We start from the raw sequence: 15307 nt of genomic DNA on the forward strand, positions 1-15307 counted from the left end.
CTTATTTCTCTCTAAGTCTTTTTCAGTAATTAATGGTAGTCTTGTTAAATCTGAATTATGCCGTAAATCCGCCAACTTTACAACTCTAGCGAGTTCATTTTTCTTTACTAGATTGAGATAAGATTGATAATCTTGTCCTTTTTTCTTTGTGAGTATATCGACGGCTTCTATAATATTTTTTGAAAAACCTTCCTTTTTTAGGTCTAGTAGGGTTAGTGAAGTATCTTCAATTACATCATGTAGATAGGCGACAGCTTTCTCTTCATCAGTTGCGACAAAACTAGCTACTGTTTCAGGGTGTTTAATGTAGTCAATTCCTGCTCTATCAATTTGTCCAAAGTGTGCTTTTTTAGCTACTTCATGTGCTTTTATTGCTTGTGATGTATCCATGATTTAATTATAAACTTTCCATTTATAAAACTCAATTACTTTATAGTAATTCATCTAGTTTATCAGCTAAATCCTTTTGCTTACTTGGGTACAAGTGAGAGTAGGTATCAATCGTGGTTGTTATAGAAGCATGTCCTAGTCGCTCTTTTACAACTAGATAATCTTCCCCTTGGTTAATCAGCAGGGAAGCGTGTGAGTGCCTAAAATCGTGTATGCGTATCTTTTTTAGTGTGCTGTCACGTTCAAGTATTTTCTTATATTGTTTTTCAACTGCATTTTTTGTAATTGTGATAGGACTATTTTGAAACACTTGTAATGTTAGGCTATTATTGGTAAATTGCTCTAATAGATGTTTTTGTTGCTTTTCCCAATCTTGTAATTCTTGGCTTAATTTTTTATTGATGACAATTCTTCTTGTTCCTGCTTTAGTTTTTGTTGTGCTGATATGAGTTACTCCTTTATTAACATAGACAGATTTCGTGATATGAATTGTATTACTTGAAAAGTCGATGTCTTGCCATGTTAGGGCAAGAGCTTCCCCAAGTCTTAATCCTGTAAAGAATAGAACAGTAAAGAGTAGTTTGATATTATATTCTTCGGGTTCAAATAGTGTCAAAAACTTCTGAAATTCTTTGACTGTCCAAAATTGCATTTTTGTTTTTTCAATTGGCAACTTTTTTATCAATTTTGCTGGATTGGAGGAGTAATAGCCTTTTCGCAAACCAACATCAAAAATTTTTTTGAGTAAAATCATGATTTTGTTGATAGTATTTGTGCTTAACGGTTTATCAGAATTTTTAGCTACTTTTTGCCTAAGATGTTCTCTAAATTGGTAGATGTCTTCATAGGTTAGTTTTCCGACATTATCTACCATAGAAAAATAATCTTTGATGTGTTTGTTGTAATTATTATCTTGTGTATTGATATAGCTTGCTTTTCGATGATTTATACTATCTTCTTCCTTTAGTAGTTCATATAGTATGGGGATAGTTATTTTAGCCCCATAGAAGCGTTCTTTTAACTCTACACTTCGTAAGTAGTGTTCTGCCTCAATAGCTTTTTTTTTCGTCTTATAGCCCTTTCTGACAATTCTACGTTGCTTTAGTGTTATTGGGTCAAAACCGTTGCTAATATCAACTATCCAATTACCGTCTTTACCTTTTCTAATTGCCATATTTTACTCCTTGAGGGTACTGTTTTGAACATCAAAACCGAGTAATTCGCTTACAATAGTAGCAGGTATAGTACCAATTCGTTTATTCTGATAGACTGTAAAGCCTCGTGTTATCAGTAGCTCTTTCCCTTGGCGGATAATACGTTTAGATGTTCCCTCAGAGAAACCAAGGGCAACTAGGTCATTCTTAGTAACAGTTGCTATCATGTAACTTACTCCTTTATTCATCTAGTTTTATTTTCTTATACTTTACATGATTATCGAAATACTGACCGTCTTTATAGACTTTACTAATGTATTCCGTTTCATATAGTACGACTGAACTATCATAATTAAAATCTTCATAAGTATAAAATCTATCTTCATCAGGCTTTTTTAAGTTGCGTGATGAAAAATAGGCTTGCTTTCCGAAGTTTTCCAACAATTCTTGTCCAATCCCTTTTTCAAAATACTTTGTGACATATCGACCGCGATTTTCTTTGCTGTCTACATCAACTTTATTTATCCGTACTGCTCCATGTCCCCAAAGTTCCAAGAGTTGACGGTGTGGTACATAAGGAACGCTGAAAAGCAGAATATGAGCATGCCATGCTCCACGTTTTTGCTTTTCTAATACTGTTAAATATTTTAATTTACTTTTCTTGGTATTAAAGATGTGGTAGTTAAAGCGTTTTATAAAAGTTTTTAGTAAGTCTTTGAAGTGGTTTCTGTCGCTAATATTTTCTTTAGTGGTCAGGGTTAGAAATGAAGTATTGTCATTATAATTACAATCAACTAATCTTAATAAGTTCCACTTTGCTTCTAAGCGAGTTTTTTTCATACGCTCCAGACGTTGTTCTTGTTCTTCAGGTGTAAGTTCATCAAATGTTCTACGTTGTGATTTTTCCTTGCTTTTAGTATCAGTATCTAAAATGGATTTTCCTTTTGAAAATATTGGCTTTTCATATTCCCAAATTTCAATATAGGAAGCGGTGCGAATAATTTTTTTATTATAATTACTCATAAAAAAAAGCACCTTTGTTATAGCTTTCGCCAAAAGATTGTCTATATAATAAATAAACTAGGAGGAGCAAAGCTCCTCCCTACTTCTATCATGTGACTAAGCACCGCTCCGCTAAAGACGCTTCCAGCTTGCCGACTTAGTCGGCAGTTTTGCTTAGTCACATGATTAGAAGTAGATTTATTTTGTAACAGGCAGTATATTTGTAGCACTAAAATATAAATTCTCTTTATATTGGCCACAAGAAAAATTTTCTAATAGAACTTCTCTAGTTTTGTTAGAAAGCATTTCTTGATAAGAAATTGTTGGATTTAAATTAGATATTTTAACTGAGATTAATTCCAAATAAAAGGGAGAATCAGGGTCTTGTAAACTGATATTTACTCTATACCCAGTTAGTTTTTGCTCTTTGTCTTTAACTTCTGTCATTGACTTTACTGCAATAAAGTGTGAGCCAAATAGGTCTACAGATTGTGAAAGAACATCATTTAATTTCATAGTATTTTCCTTTCTATTGACCTCCTGCAAAAGCAGTCGGTTTGCTCTTTTTCTCTGTTGGAAAGAATACCTATTCCAACAGAGAGAAAGACCGCTATTAGTGGACTGGTAGTATGTTTCTAACTACCTGCAAAAATTCTCGTTTTGTTTTAACATCAACGAATGGAACTATTGTCAGTACAGGTTCCACAGAATTCAGCCCGTCAGCATAAAATAATGCTTCCCCTTTTCTATCTGAAACTGTAGGAACGTTTTCTAATTCGCACATGCTAAAGGCCATCTTCAATCTATCAGCACCTGGACCTCCAAGGTATAAAACTGCCGATATTTGATTTCTCAATTCTACTGGAATATTCTCAGCATTAGGGTCTTGTGTGGATAATACTAAGTGACAACCAGCCTGCCTTCCTTTACGGGCAATCAATCCTAAATTTTGTAGAATCTCATTCCAAAGTTCTTTCCCCTGTTTGCTAGAACCACAGCTATCGCGGATGGAAGCAAGTTCATCTACAAATAGAAAATTTGGTGTCATCCCTAAATCATAAGCATCAGCATTTAATGAACTATTCTGTTTGATAATTTCAAAACGTTCATTCATAATCTCAACAAATTCTCTTGATAATTTTGCTAACATTTGAGGTGAAGAGCCGACTGCTATTTGCTCCCCTAAGTCTTCTTGGAGAAGTTTTCCAATTGCAAATAAATCCGCTGCCTTACCGTCCGCTATTCCTAGGTAAGTATTATCATTAGTGCCACAACCTTTAGCTAGTGCATTAAATAAGTACCATTGTAAGGCTATTGTTTTGCCTGTTCCAGTTCGTCCATATATACCTATGTTGGTGTTTGATTTCAAGCTGAATTGCTGGGTGTTAGATAATTTAATTATCGGATTAGGAATATCTTCAAAAAATTCTCTGTTTAATGTATTACTATTGAAGACGTATTGCTCAATTTGAACTACGTGACCTAACACATATATTGTTTTGTCTATTTCTTCTTTTTTAGACAGCAATTCCAAGCCCAACGTAGGGCATAGATATTCCTCTAAATTTTTCAAGGTTTTCAGATAACGATTCCCAAATAGTGGGACACAGACAATAACTTTATTATCCTCAACGTCAAAATATAGAACTGCTGTATCTACTACTTCATTATCTATTTCATCATACAAATTTAAACTAATTAGCATATAAAACAATGCTTCTCTGATATTGAGTTTATCTCTTAAATTTGCCATAAAATTAGAACGAAAGAACCTCTCTACTAAAAAAAGAAGACTTATAAAAAACATGGAAAAGACTAGACGTGCAATAAATGGGATTGCAGCAAGCCATGAAGATACCAATAGTAAAAAAAGAAAAACTTGGATAGACAGTCTAGCAATAGTAATATTTCGAGGACGAATAAAGTAAGGGTATTTACTCTTCACACGGATTGTTTGATTTAACATTCTCATTTTTTATATTCTCCTCAGCAGAACCAGTAGGGGAAGCAATCAGGTCTATACAGATTATTAAAAAAATAACAACTATAATCTCCATCAATATTGTAGCAGCTTCAAAGATAGGTGAAAAGGCATTTGTTAAAAGCAACACATAACAGAGTGTGCCAGCAAATCCAATAAAGAACAAATAAAAAAGATATTTATAGAGACTCTTCATGATGTCACTCCTTTCTATTTCAATCAAAAGATAAAGGGGAGAGGTTAGCTCCCCGATTTAGATTACTTATAACTGTTAAAGCGATAAGGTAATTTACCATTGTACTTCTTGAAATCATCTAGCATAGAAGACCCCATATAGTATCTTTTTTGCGCTTCAAAATAAAATACAACGAGCTTTTGTGTATACTCATCTTGAATACGTGTGTTTATACCCAATTCATTTAATAAACAAGCATAAGCTTCACTGTATAAATCAGATTTTGTTTTATCTGATAGATGAAGTCGGGCTTTATCTGCAACATACTTACGTTTTTCTGGTGTGTCAAAAACTTGATTCATGTTTTCAACTGCAACTAGAATTTGACTTGGATAGTTTCCAAACATATTTTATTTCCTTTTCTTTCTGTACTCAGGTGGTATTTATCCACGGTTAGGGACGACTTGTTATTTCATAGGCGATGCTCTTGCTTCCATATCTTCTCCTTTTTGAGTGGTTTTTTTATCCCGTAACTAATTAAATTTTAAACAGAGTTTCTACGCTCTGTTTAATAATCACTATTCTACTTGTTCATAAGGAATAAGTAGTGAAATTTTATGCATAATCTAACACAAAAAGCTCGATGGATTCGTTTGGCTTGAAAGACCTCTAAAAAGTAATTTTGCAATTCAGAAATCAAATCAAGCACATCTTTTTCTAACATAAAGGATGTTTGATAATTCCAGTCGTTACTCTCTTTAGGAGATGATAAAACTAAATTTCTTTTCTTTAAAGCTTGCCAGTCAATTTCATGCATTTTTGGAACAGTTTTCCTAATTGCCTGACTAACAATACTAGAATAACTGGCTTCAAGACCAATTTCTTCAAAAATTTGTTGCTGTAATTCATCTAGTATTAATTTTGATTCAGTTGCTAAACGCATACGAATATTTTCCTTGTCCATAACTTATCCTTTGAAAATAAAGTGGTTTTTTTATCCCGTAAATATATAATAACAAACTTTCTTGAACCTGTCAATACTTTTCTAAAAATAATTTAATTTGAACTGTTAAACTCTTATCATGTATGCTATAATTAGCTTCTTGGTAAAACTTTACTTGAAGAGGGAAATAAAATGGGATATTGGGATGATATAATTCAATACGCTAAAGAATGGCAACCTGTCAATTATTCAGTTACTGAAGATGAAGACTTTGAAACAGTAAAACAAAGAGTAATTAAAGTTTTTCAACATTATCTAGAATTACTTGATGATGGTACTGAGGAAAGTCATGATAAAGTTTATAAGTCTTTTACTTTTAGTAAGTTGTTTGGGGAAGAACTCGGTACTGACGAGGATATCGATAAGTTAAGTAAAGAAATAATGGATAAATTGAGGAAAAGTAAATCCTAAAAAGTTACTAAAAATAAAAAACTATCGTTTTTGCGATAGAAGTAACTTCTTAAAAAAGCTATTTGAAAGTCTTCACATACTTATAAAACGGTAAGAGCCGAACTCAAAATCCAGTGTCCGCAAGGACGTGCCGGTTCGACCCCGGCCGCCGGTATAGTATAGAGTTAGGAACGTTGTTATTCTTCGTTCCTTTTTTATATTAGTTTTGGTATAATTATAGTTATTCAAATTTTATTTAGATTAAGAAAGTGTAGGATAGTATGTCTCGTTCTATCGATTTATTAAAACATCGGTATTTGAAAAATATTAAAGAAAATTCTGAATTGTTTGTCGGAATTGAGTTGGAGTATCCTGTTGCAAGTTTAGAAGGGGATGCTACAGATGTTGAAGTTATCAAGTACTTATTCCGATATTTAGTTTCTTCTTTTGATTTTACTGTCGAAAAGGTAGATGATTTTGGCAATCCGATTCAGTTAGTAGATCCGATAAGTCAGGATGCTATTTTGTTTGAAGTTTCCTATACTACAATTGAGTTTGCATTTGGTAAGGCAGAAACAATTCAAGAGGTCGAAAATCGTTTCAATAATTATATGAATGTAATTCAGAGAAAGTTAGCTGAATCAAATCATGCTATTGTTGGCTGTGGAATTCATCCCAACTGGGATAAAAATGAGAATTGTCCAGTGGCTTATCCACGCTATCAGATGTTGATGGATTATTTGAATTTGAGTAGGAATGTGATTGAATCAGACTTACATCATTTCCCTGAATATGGTGCTTTTATCTGTGGGAGCCAGGTTCAGCTGGATATTTCAAAATACAACTACTTACGTGTGATGAATGCTTTTACTCAAATTGAAGCGGCTAAGGCGTATTTATTTGCAAATTCTGAGTTTTCGGGTGCGGATTGGGATACGAAAATTTCAAGGGATATTTTTTGGGAAGAATCCATGCATGGTATCTATCCAGAGAATGTTGGGGTCAATGCTAGACTTTTTAAAGATGAGGATGATTTTTTTGACTATCTAGATCATTCTGCGATTTTTACTGCGGAACGTGATGGACAAACCTATTATTTTTATCCGATTCAGACTAGGGACTATTTGGCTACATCTGAAATCCAAGCATATTCTCTTAATGGGGATGAGATTCTTATTTACCCTCAAGAGAAGGATTTTGAAACTCATCGTAGTTACCAGTACCAAGACTTAACGACTCGAGGAACAGTTGAGTTTCGTAGTGTGTGTACACAGCCACTTGATAGAACTTTCGCTTCTGCTGCCTTTCACTTGGGATTGTTGGTTAATTTAGATAAGTTAGCAGCTTACTTAGAAACAGCACTTTTCTTTAAAGAATTTGGGAGAAATTACAAATTTTTAAGACGACAATTTTCTAAGAAAAAGCTTACAGATCAGGAAGAAACTGCGATTATTGAATTTTCCAAAGACTTACTCCTGCTAGCTGAGGAAGGGCTAGTGATGAGAAATAAGCAAGAAATGATCTATTTAGAGCCTTTGAAGAAAGAATTGGGACTATAATTTCTTTTATAAAGGGAGAATTTTCTGAAAAATCATGATATAATGGAAAAGACTATAGATAAAGGATAGAGAGTAATGACATTAGTTTATCAATCAACGCGTGATGCGAAAAATACAGTAACTGCTAGCCAAGCAATTTTGCAAGGTTTGGCGACGGATGGTGGTTTGTTTACACCGCTTACTTATCCAAAGGTAGATTTGGACTTTGACAAATTGAAAGATGCTTCTTATCAGGAAGTTGCTAAGTTAGTTTTGTCAGCATTTTTAGATGACTTTACAGCTGAAGAGTTGGACTACTGTATCAACAATGCCTACGATAGCAAGTTTGATACTCTAGCTATTGCGCCTTTAGTGAAATTAGACGGGCAATATAACTTGGAACTTTTCCATGGTTCAACAATTGCCTTCAAGGATATGGCCTTGTCTATTTTGCCATACTTTATGACGACTGCTGCTAAGAAACATGGTTTGGAGAACAAAATCGTCATTTTAACAGCGACATCTGGTGATACTGGGAAAGCTGCTATGGCAGGGTTTGCGGATGTTCCTGGCACTGAGATTATCGTCTTTTATCCAAAGGATGGTGTCAGCAAGGTGCAAGAGTTGCAAATGACCACTCAGACTGGCGACAATACTCATGTTATCGCTATTGATGGTAACTTTGATGATGCCCAAACTAATGTGAAGCATATGTTTAACGATGTGGCTCTTCGTGAGAAGTTGGCAGCCAACAAGTTGCAATTTTCATCGGCTAACTCTATGAATATTGGCCGTTTGGTGCCACAAATTGTCTACTATGTTTATGCCTACGCTCAGCTTGTTAAAACTGGTGAGATTGTGGCTGGTGATAAGATCAACTTTACCGTACCAACAGGAAACTTCGGAAATATCTTGGCTGCCTTTTATGCCAAACAAATCGGCTTACCAGTTGGTAAATTGATCTGTGCTTCAAATGATAACAATGTTTTGACAGACTTCTTCAAGACACGTGTTTACGACAAGAAACGTGAGTTTAAGGTAACAACTAGTCCATCTATGGATATTTTGGTATCTTCAAACTTGGAGCGTTTGATTTTCCATCTTTTGGGTAATGATGCGGTTAAGACAGCTGAACTCATGAATGCTTTGAATACACAAGGTCAATATGAGTTGACTAATTTTGATGCAGAGATTCTTGATCTCTTTGCGGCTGAATATGCAACTGAGGAAGAAACAGCGGCAGAAATCAAGCGTGTTTATGAGTCAGATTCTTATATCGAGGATCCACATACGGCGGTTGCCTCGGCAGTTTATAAGAGATACCAAGCGGCTACTGGCGATGTGACTAAGACAGTGATTGCTTCAACAGCGAGTCCATACAAGTTCCCAGTGGTTGCAGTAGAAGCTGTAACTGGAAAATCAGGGCTTGGCGACTTTGAAGCCTTGGCTCAATTACATGATATTTCAGGAGTGGCAGTGCCGCCAGCAGTTGATGGCCTTGAAACAGCTCCAGTTCGTCATAAGACAACTGTGGCGGCTGCTAACATGCAAGCAGCGGTTGAGGCTTATCTAGGACTTTAAGACAGAGGGAGTAAACTCGGTTGGGAAACCAACTGAGTTTCTTTTCATCAGGAGGAAGGATTGTTTAAGAAAAATAAAGACATTCTTAATATTGCCTTGCCAGCTATGGGCGAAAACTTTTTGCAGATGCTCATGGGGATGGTAGATAGTTACTTGGTAGCCCACTTGGGCTTGATAGCTATTTCGGGTGTATCAGTAGCTGGCAATATTATCACGATTTACCAGGCGATTTTCATCGCTCTGGGAGCTGCTATTTCCAGTGTTATTTCAAAAAGTTTGGGGCAGAAGGATCAGTCTAAGCTAGCCTATCATGTGACTGAGGCCTTGAAGATTACCTTACTATTAAGTTTTCTGTTGGGAGCTTTGTCCATCTTCACTGGGAAAGAGATGATAGGACTTTTGGGGACGGAGAGAGATGTAGCTGAGAGTGGTGGACTCTACCTATCCTTGGTAGGCGGATCGATTGTTCTTTTGGGCTTGATGACCAGTATGGGTGCCTTGATTCGTGCAATGCATAATCCACGTTTGCCCCTCTATGTGAGTCTTTTATCCAATGCCTTGAATATTCTTTTTTCAAGTCTAGCTATTTTTGTTCTGGGTATGGGGATAGCGGGTGTTGCTTGGGGGACTATTCTGTCTCGTTTGGTAGGTCTTGTGATTTTATGGTCACAATTAAAGTTGCCTTTTGAGAAACCGACTTTTGGTTTAGATAAGGAACTATTGACCTTAGCTTTGCCAGCAGCTGGAGAGCGACTGATGATGCGGGCTGGTGATGTCGTTATCATTGCCTTGGTCGTTTCTTTTGGAACAGAGGCAGTGGCTGGAAATGCAATCGGAGAAGTTTTGACCCAGTTTAACTACATGCCTGCCTTTGGCGTCGCTACGGCAACCGTCATGCTGGTGGCTCGAGCAGTTGGAGAGGATAATTGGGAAAGAGTAGCTAGTTTGAGCAAGCAAACTTTTTGGCTTTCTCTGCTTCTCATGTTGCCCTTGACGCTTAGTGTCTATGCCTTGGGTATACCACTGACTCATCTCTATACGAATGATTCTCTAGCGGTGGAGGCTAGTGTTCTAGTGACACTTTTTTCACTACTTGGTACTCCTATGACGATAGGAACAGTCATCTATACAGCAGTCTGGCAGGGTTTGGGCAATGCTCGGCTTCCCTTTTATGCGACAAGTATAGGAATGTGGTGTATCCGCATTGGAACAGGATATCTGATGGGGATTGTGCTTGGTTGGGGCTTGCCCGGTATTTGGGCCGGAACCCTTTTGGATAATGGTTTTCGTTGGTTATTTCTACGTTACCGTTACCAGCGTTATATGAGCTTGAAAGGATAGGAAATGCAAAAACCAGCTTTTATTTGGGATTTAGACGGGACTTTATTGGACTCTTACGAAGCAATTTTGTCAGGGATTGAGGAGACTTTTGGTCAGTTTGCTATTCCTTATGATAAGGAGAAGGTGAGAGAGTTTATTCTCAAGTATTCTGTTCAGGATTTGCTTGTGCAGGTGGCAGAAGAGAGAAAACTGGATTTGAAAGTGCTAAATCAGGTGCGTGCACAGAGTCTGGCTGAGAAGAATGCTCAGGTAGTTTTGATGCCAGGTGCGCGTGAGGTGTTGAATTGGGCAGATCAAGTAGGAATTCAACAGTTTGTCTACACTCATAAGGGAGACAATGCTCTTACCATTCTCAGAGACTTGGGTTTGGAATCTTATTTTACAGAGATTTTAACCAGTCAGAGTGGCTTTGCGCGGAAGCCAAGTTCAGAAGCGGCTACCTATCTGATAGGCAAGTATCAGTTGGATTCTGAGAAGACCTATTATATAGGTGATCGGACTCTAGATGTGGAATTTGCCCAGAATAGTAGGATTCAAAGTATCAACTTTTTAGAGTCGACCTATGAAGGCAATCACAGGATTCAAGCGTTAGCAGATATTTCCCGTATTTTTGAGGCTGAGCAATAAAAAGATTGTGTCAGTTTTGTGACAGAGACCTAACAAACTGTTTCAAGTAACAGAGTTTGTTACAAGGAATAGACAGTTCTGTTAAATAGGCCCGAGAGGGCTTTTTTTCTGCATTTTTTGTGTTATGATAGATAGGTACTTATTTGAAAGGAATTTGAAAGAATGAAGAAAAGAATATTATTAGCCTCAACGGTAGCCTTGTCATTTGCCCCAGTATTGGCAACTCAAGCAGAAGAAGTTCTTTGGACTGCCCGTAGTGTTGAGCAAATCCAAAACGATTTGACTAGACCGGACAACAAAACAAGTTATACAGTTCAGTATGGTGATACTTTGAGCACCATTGCAGAAGCCTTGGGTGTGGATGTCACAGTTCTTGCGAATTTGAATAAAATCACGAATATGGACTTGATTTTCCCAGAAACTGTTTTGACAACGACTGTCAATGAAGCAGAAGAAGTAACAGAAGTTGAAATCCAAACTCCTCAAGCAGACTCTAGTGAAGAAGTGACAACTGCGACAGCAGATTTGACAACTAATCAAGTGACCGTTGATGATCAAACTATTCAGGTTGCAGACCTTTCTCAACCGATTGCAGAAGCGCCAAAAGCGGTAGAAACTACAAGTACAAAAGAAGTAGCAACAAATTCAGAAGTTGCAGAGACAGTTGCTATTGTAGAAGAAGTAGCACCAACTACAAATACTTCAACGTCAGAGGAGCAAACAGCCGAGACAAGCAATGCAGTTGCAGAGGCAGCTCCTCAGGCAACAATTCCAGCTGAGAAAGAGGAAACACAAGCCAGCCCTCAAGCTGTTTCAACAGTGGAAGAAACTACAACTCCAGCAGAAGAAACAGCAATCGAAACAACTGCAACAAGTGCAGAAGAAGCAAAAGAAGTAGCCTCATCAAATGAAGCTACAACAGCAGTTTCTACTTATCGACCAGAAGAGAAGAAAACAGTTTCAACAACTTACGCAGCTCCAGCAGCGCCCGATTATGCTGGACTTGCGGTAGCAAAATCTGAAAATACAGCTCTTCAACCACAAACAGCTGCCTTTAAAGAAGAAATTGCCAACTTGTTTGGTATCACATCTTTTAGTGGTTACCGTCCAGGAGACAGTGGAGATCACGGAAAAGGTTTGGCTATCGACTTTATGGTACAAGAAAGCTCAGAACTAGGGGATAAGATTGCGGAGTACGCTATTCAAAACATGGCCAGCCGTGGAATTAGTTACATTATTTGGAAACAACGTTTCTATGCTCCATTCGATAGCAAATATGGACCAGCTAACACTTGGAACCCAATGCCAGACCGTGGTAGCGTGACAGAAAACCACTATGACCACGTTCACGTTTCAATGAATGGATAAATCAGACTTTGTAATATCATTTTGACGAATGAGATTTAGCTTTCATGATAGGAAGCGAGTCTCGTTCGTTTTTTCTTTGTCATACTCTTCGAAAATCTCTTCAAACTACGTCAGTTTTATCTGCAACCTCAAAGCTGTGCTTTGAGCAACCTACGGCTAGCTTCCTAGTTTGCTCTTTGATTTTTATTGAGTATCAATATGGATGGAAAATGGAAGTTACCATTTTGTAATGATTGAAGCAACATTCTTGCAATCTATTTTACTTTGTATTATACTTGATTAATCAACTATTGATGAATCAATAGAAAAGAGAAAGAAATGATAGAGATTCAAGATTTACTGTATCAACTCCGCTTGTCTGAGCAAGCGAGTACGCAATTATTTGAAAAAAGACTTGGGATTAGTTTGACACGGTATCAGATTTTACTGTTTTTACTGGAGCATTCCCCTTGTAACCAAATGGCAGTTCAGGAGCGTTTGAAGATTGATCAGGCTGCCTTGACACGACATTTCAAGATTTTGGAAACGGAAGGTTTAGTGGAGCGTCATCGCAATCCTGAAAATCAGCGAGAAGTGTTGGTAGAGGCTACGAAGTATGCCAAGGAGCAGTTAGTGGTGAATCCCCCTTTGAAACATATCAAGGTTAAGGAAGAGATGGAAAGTATCTTAACAGAGTCTGAGAGAACAGAGCTCAACCGTTTATTAAATAAATTGGTTTTGGGTATTGAGAATATAGAAATTTAAGGAGAAATAGATGTCAATTATGACAATCATTTTAGCAACAATCGTTGCTTTGGAGCATTTTTACATTTTTTATTTGGAAAGTATTGCAACGCAATCAGATGCGACTAGTCGTGTCTTTAACATGGACAAGGAAGAACTAGCTCGTCCGTCTGTAAGTTCATTGTTTAAAAATCAAGGTATTTATAATGCTTTGCTAGGAGTCTTTCTCTTGTATGGAATTTATTTCTCACAGAATTTAGAAATTGTGACTATTTTTGTCTTATTTGTGATTGGGGCTGCGGCTTATGGCTCTCTTACAGCAGATAAGAAAATTATTTTGAAGCAAGGTGGACCAGCTATTTTGGCCTTGATTAGTATTTTTCTCTTTAAATAAGTTCAAAGGTCAATCTTAGTCTCTCTAGTCCTTTTCGCTCCAGAATAAGGGAAATATGTTATACTTGTTTTTAAGAAAAAAGTCTCATTGAATTGGTTTTGAGGAGTTAGAAATGAAAGTATTAGTGACAGGTTTTGAGCCCTTTGGAGGGGAAAAGGTCAATCCAGCTTTGGAGGCCATTAAAGGTTTACCAGCTGAAATCCATGGTGCTGAGATCCGTTGGTTAGAAGTGCCAACAGTCTTTCACAAATCGGCCCAAGTATTGGAGGAAGAGATGAGTCGTTATCAACCTGATTTTGTCCTTTGTATCGGCCAAGCAGGTGGAAGGTCTAGCTTGACACCTGAGCGAGTAGCTATTAATCAAGATGATGCACGCATTCCTGATAATGAGGGTAATCAACCGATTGACCTTCCCATTCGCCCAGACGGTTCTCCGGCCTACTTTAGTAGTCTGCCGATTAAAGCAATGGTTCAAGCTATAAAAAAAGAGGGATTGCCGGCCTCTGTTTCCAATACGGCAGGGACTTTTGTCTGCAATCATTTGATGTATCAGGTCCTCTATTTGGTAGAAAAGAAATTTCCATATGTTAAGGCAGGTTTTATGCATATTCCTTATATGATGGAACAGGTGGTGAATAGACCGACTACTCCAGCTATGAGTTTAGTGGATATTAGGCGAGGGATAGAAGCGGCCATCTGCGCCATTATAGAACATGGAGATCAAGACCTCAAGTTAGTAGGTGGAGAAACTCATTGATAGAAAAAAGCTTGATGGAAAACCTTCAAGCTTTTGGACGTTTGCGAGCCAGTACTGCTCGGTAAAAAATCATTTTATTGATTTGAATGTAGGGTAGGAGTGAGAAACTAGCAATCCCAAAGGTAATCCAATTGAGGAAGTACCAAGGAAGGAGTTGTAAGTCTAGGACGAAACGATGGAACTTGTAACCTTTCATCAGGAAACGGCTGGTTTTAAGGATTTGCCCTGGTTTAGCTTGTCCTAAGTCTAGGGTGTCACAGAGGAGAAATTCTACCTGAGAATAGGCATAATATTGTGGGATATAGAGACTATTTCCGACAATCATCAAGAGGATACTTGCTAGAAAATAAAGACCAAAGGTCATGAGGAAACGCTCGGTTTCAATTGACGTGAGATCCAGATTGGGAAATTCAGGATGAAGGACAATGAATTTCTTTGCTAGAAAGCTACTGTAAAAAAGAAAGTAAATTCCAAGCAAGCTAGGAATGCTCCATAAAAAGAGAGAGAAACGTTTGAGAAGGAGGGTCAAAAAGGTTTGTGAAAAGTGCTCTTCGTCAAATAGAGCCAGACTATTTTTGACGGATAGTTCTGTATCTGGATTCTTGATGAGTTTCAGAGTTGTATAAACTGAACTGGTTAGAAGTATTGTTCCGATAAAGGAGACTAATAGAGGAAAAAGGTAGGCTTGGAATACATGATCAAGAACGCTTAAAAAGGAATGCTCTAAAATAGACTCGTTGATACGTTCTAAGGGATTGAGGAAGCCAGACAAGATGACTAGCATGCTAGGCAAGAGATAGACGAGAAAGAGGCGGGGATTTTCAGCCTGAAATTGTCTGGCTTGCAGACGAACGGTTTTTAAATCAATTTTTGGGTATTTCAT

At 37.3% G+C, this 15307-nt stretch carries 19 protein-coding genes (1 of these 19 cut by a window edge); 9 read left to right on the forward strand and 10 right to left on the reverse strand.

Going from position 1 to position 15307, the window contains the following annotated elements:
• The 9 genes from SP4011_RS01135 to SP4011_RS01175 form a co-directional block, all read right to left on the reverse strand.
• Nucleotides 1-390 carry the 5' portion of an HD domain-containing protein gene (locus SP4011_RS01135; RefSeq protein ID WP_000381519.1) on the reverse strand. Its footprint begins 48 nt before the window's first position, so the window shows 390 of its 438 coding nt (coding positions 1-390); its start codon is at nt 388-390; its stop codon lies off the left edge, out of view.
• 40 nt (nt 391-430) lie between these two features.
• On the reverse strand, nt 431-1564 hold the full coding sequence (locus SP4011_RS01140; RefSeq protein ID WP_262081427.1) for a tyrosine-type recombinase/integrase: 1134 nt from the start codon (nt 1562-1564) through the stop codon (nt 431-433).
• 3 nt (nt 1565-1567) lie between these two features.
• A complete protein-coding gene (locus SP4011_RS01145; RefSeq protein ID WP_000562210.1) occupies nt 1568-1771 on the reverse strand; it encodes a DUF3173 domain-containing protein in 204 nt (67 codons plus the stop codon).
• A gap of 13 nt (nt 1772-1784) precedes the next feature.
• Nucleotides 1785-2567, reverse strand: coding sequence for a rolling circle replication-associated protein (locus tag SP4011_RS01150; RefSeq protein WP_262081426.1), 783 nt, complete (start codon nt 2565-2567; stop codon nt 1785-1787).
• Between the two features lie 177 nt (nt 2568-2744).
• Nucleotides 2745-3062 (reverse strand): hypothetical protein, encoded by a 318-nt coding sequence (locus SP4011_RS01155; protein ID WP_049520630.1) that lies wholly within the window; start codon nt 3060-3062, stop codon nt 2745-2747.
• 97 nt (nt 3063-3159) lie between these two features.
• Nucleotides 3160-4518: an FtsK/SpoIIIE domain-containing protein gene (locus SP4011_RS01160; protein WP_265473318.1), complete on the reverse strand. Its 1359-nt coding sequence runs from the start codon at nt 4516-4518 to the stop codon at nt 3160-3162.
• Nucleotides 4481-4723: a hypothetical protein gene (locus tag SP4011_RS01165; protein WP_016399036.1), complete on the reverse strand. Its 243-nt coding sequence runs from the start codon at nt 4721-4723 to the stop codon at nt 4481-4483. The genes SP4011_RS01160 and SP4011_RS01165 overlap by 38 nt, the downstream gene beginning before the upstream one ends.
• A 62-nt stretch (nt 4724-4785) precedes the next feature.
• Nucleotides 4786-5109 carry a hypothetical protein gene (locus tag SP4011_RS01170; RefSeq protein ID WP_119943708.1) on the reverse strand — a complete coding sequence of 108 codons (324 nt, stop codon included), beginning with the start codon at nt 5107-5109 and terminating at the stop codon, nt 4786-4788.
• A 176-nt stretch (nt 5110-5285) separates the two neighbouring features.
• Nucleotides 5286-5666, reverse strand: a complete 381-nt coding sequence (locus SP4011_RS01175; protein WP_249339438.1) for a hypothetical protein — start codon at nt 5664-5666, stop codon at nt 5286-5288.
• Between the two features lie 171 nt (nt 5667-5837).
• On the opposite strand from SP4011_RS01175, the gene SP4011_RS01180 reads away from it, so the two are divergent.
• The 9 genes from SP4011_RS01180 to pcp all read left to right on the forward strand — a co-directional run bounded on the left by SP4011_RS01180 (nt 5838) and on the right by pcp (nt 14424).
• Nucleotides 5838-6116, forward strand: a complete 279-nt coding sequence (locus SP4011_RS01180; RefSeq protein ID WP_000542617.1) for a hypothetical protein — start codon at nt 5838-5840, stop codon at nt 6114-6116.
• A gap of 260 nt (nt 6117-6376) precedes the next feature.
• A complete protein-coding gene (locus SP4011_RS01185; RefSeq protein WP_338619523.1) occupies nt 6377-7654 on the forward strand; it encodes a gamma-glutamylcysteine synthetase in 1278 nt (425 codons plus the stop codon).
• Nucleotides 7655-7729: 75 nt separating this feature from the next.
• Complete coding sequence (thrC, locus tag SP4011_RS01190) at nt 7730-9214, forward strand: threonine synthase (RefSeq protein ID WP_338619525.1); 1485 nt, start codon at nt 7730-7732, stop codon at nt 9212-9214.
• Nucleotides 9215-9274: 60 nt separating this feature from the next.
• Nucleotides 9275-10555, forward strand: a complete 1281-nt coding sequence (locus SP4011_RS01195) for an MATE family efflux transporter (RefSeq protein ID WP_000473987.1) — start codon at nt 9275-9277, stop codon at nt 10553-10555.
• A 3-nt stretch (nt 10556-10558) separates the two neighbouring features.
• Nucleotides 10559-11182 (forward strand): HAD family hydrolase, encoded by a 624-nt coding sequence (locus tag SP4011_RS01200; protein ID WP_001171567.1) that lies wholly within the window; start codon nt 10559-10561, stop codon nt 11180-11182.
• 162 nt (nt 11183-11344) lie between these two features.
• A complete protein-coding gene (locus SP4011_RS01205; RefSeq protein ID WP_338619527.1) occupies nt 11345-12550 on the forward strand; it encodes a LysM peptidoglycan-binding domain-containing protein in 1206 nt (401 codons plus the stop codon).
• Between the two features lie 318 nt (nt 12551-12868).
• On the forward strand, nt 12869-13294 hold the full coding sequence (locus SP4011_RS01210; protein WP_173307513.1) for a MarR family transcriptional regulator: 426 nt from the start codon (nt 12869-12871) through the stop codon (nt 13292-13294).
• A gap of 10 nt (nt 13295-13304) precedes the next feature.
• Nucleotides 13305-13667: a DUF1304 domain-containing protein gene (locus SP4011_RS01215; RefSeq protein ID WP_050283542.1), complete on the forward strand. Its 363-nt coding sequence runs from the start codon at nt 13305-13307 to the stop codon at nt 13665-13667.
• 112 nt (nt 13668-13779) lie between these two features.
• Nucleotides 13780-14424 (forward strand): pyroglutamyl-peptidase I, encoded by a 645-nt coding sequence (pcp, locus tag SP4011_RS01220; protein WP_338619530.1) that lies wholly within the window; start codon nt 13780-13782, stop codon nt 14422-14424.
• A 25-nt stretch (nt 14425-14449) separates the two neighbouring features.
• On the opposite strand, the gene SP4011_RS01225 is transcribed toward pcp, so the two are convergent.
• Complete coding sequence (locus tag SP4011_RS01225) at nt 14450-15307, reverse strand: DUF975 family protein (protein WP_338619531.1); 858 nt, start codon at nt 15305-15307, stop codon at nt 14450-14452.

The organism is Streptococcus parapneumoniae, from assembly GCF_037076355.1.
GTDB lineage: Bacteria > Bacillota > Bacilli > Lactobacillales > Streptococcaceae > Streptococcus > Streptococcus parapneumoniae.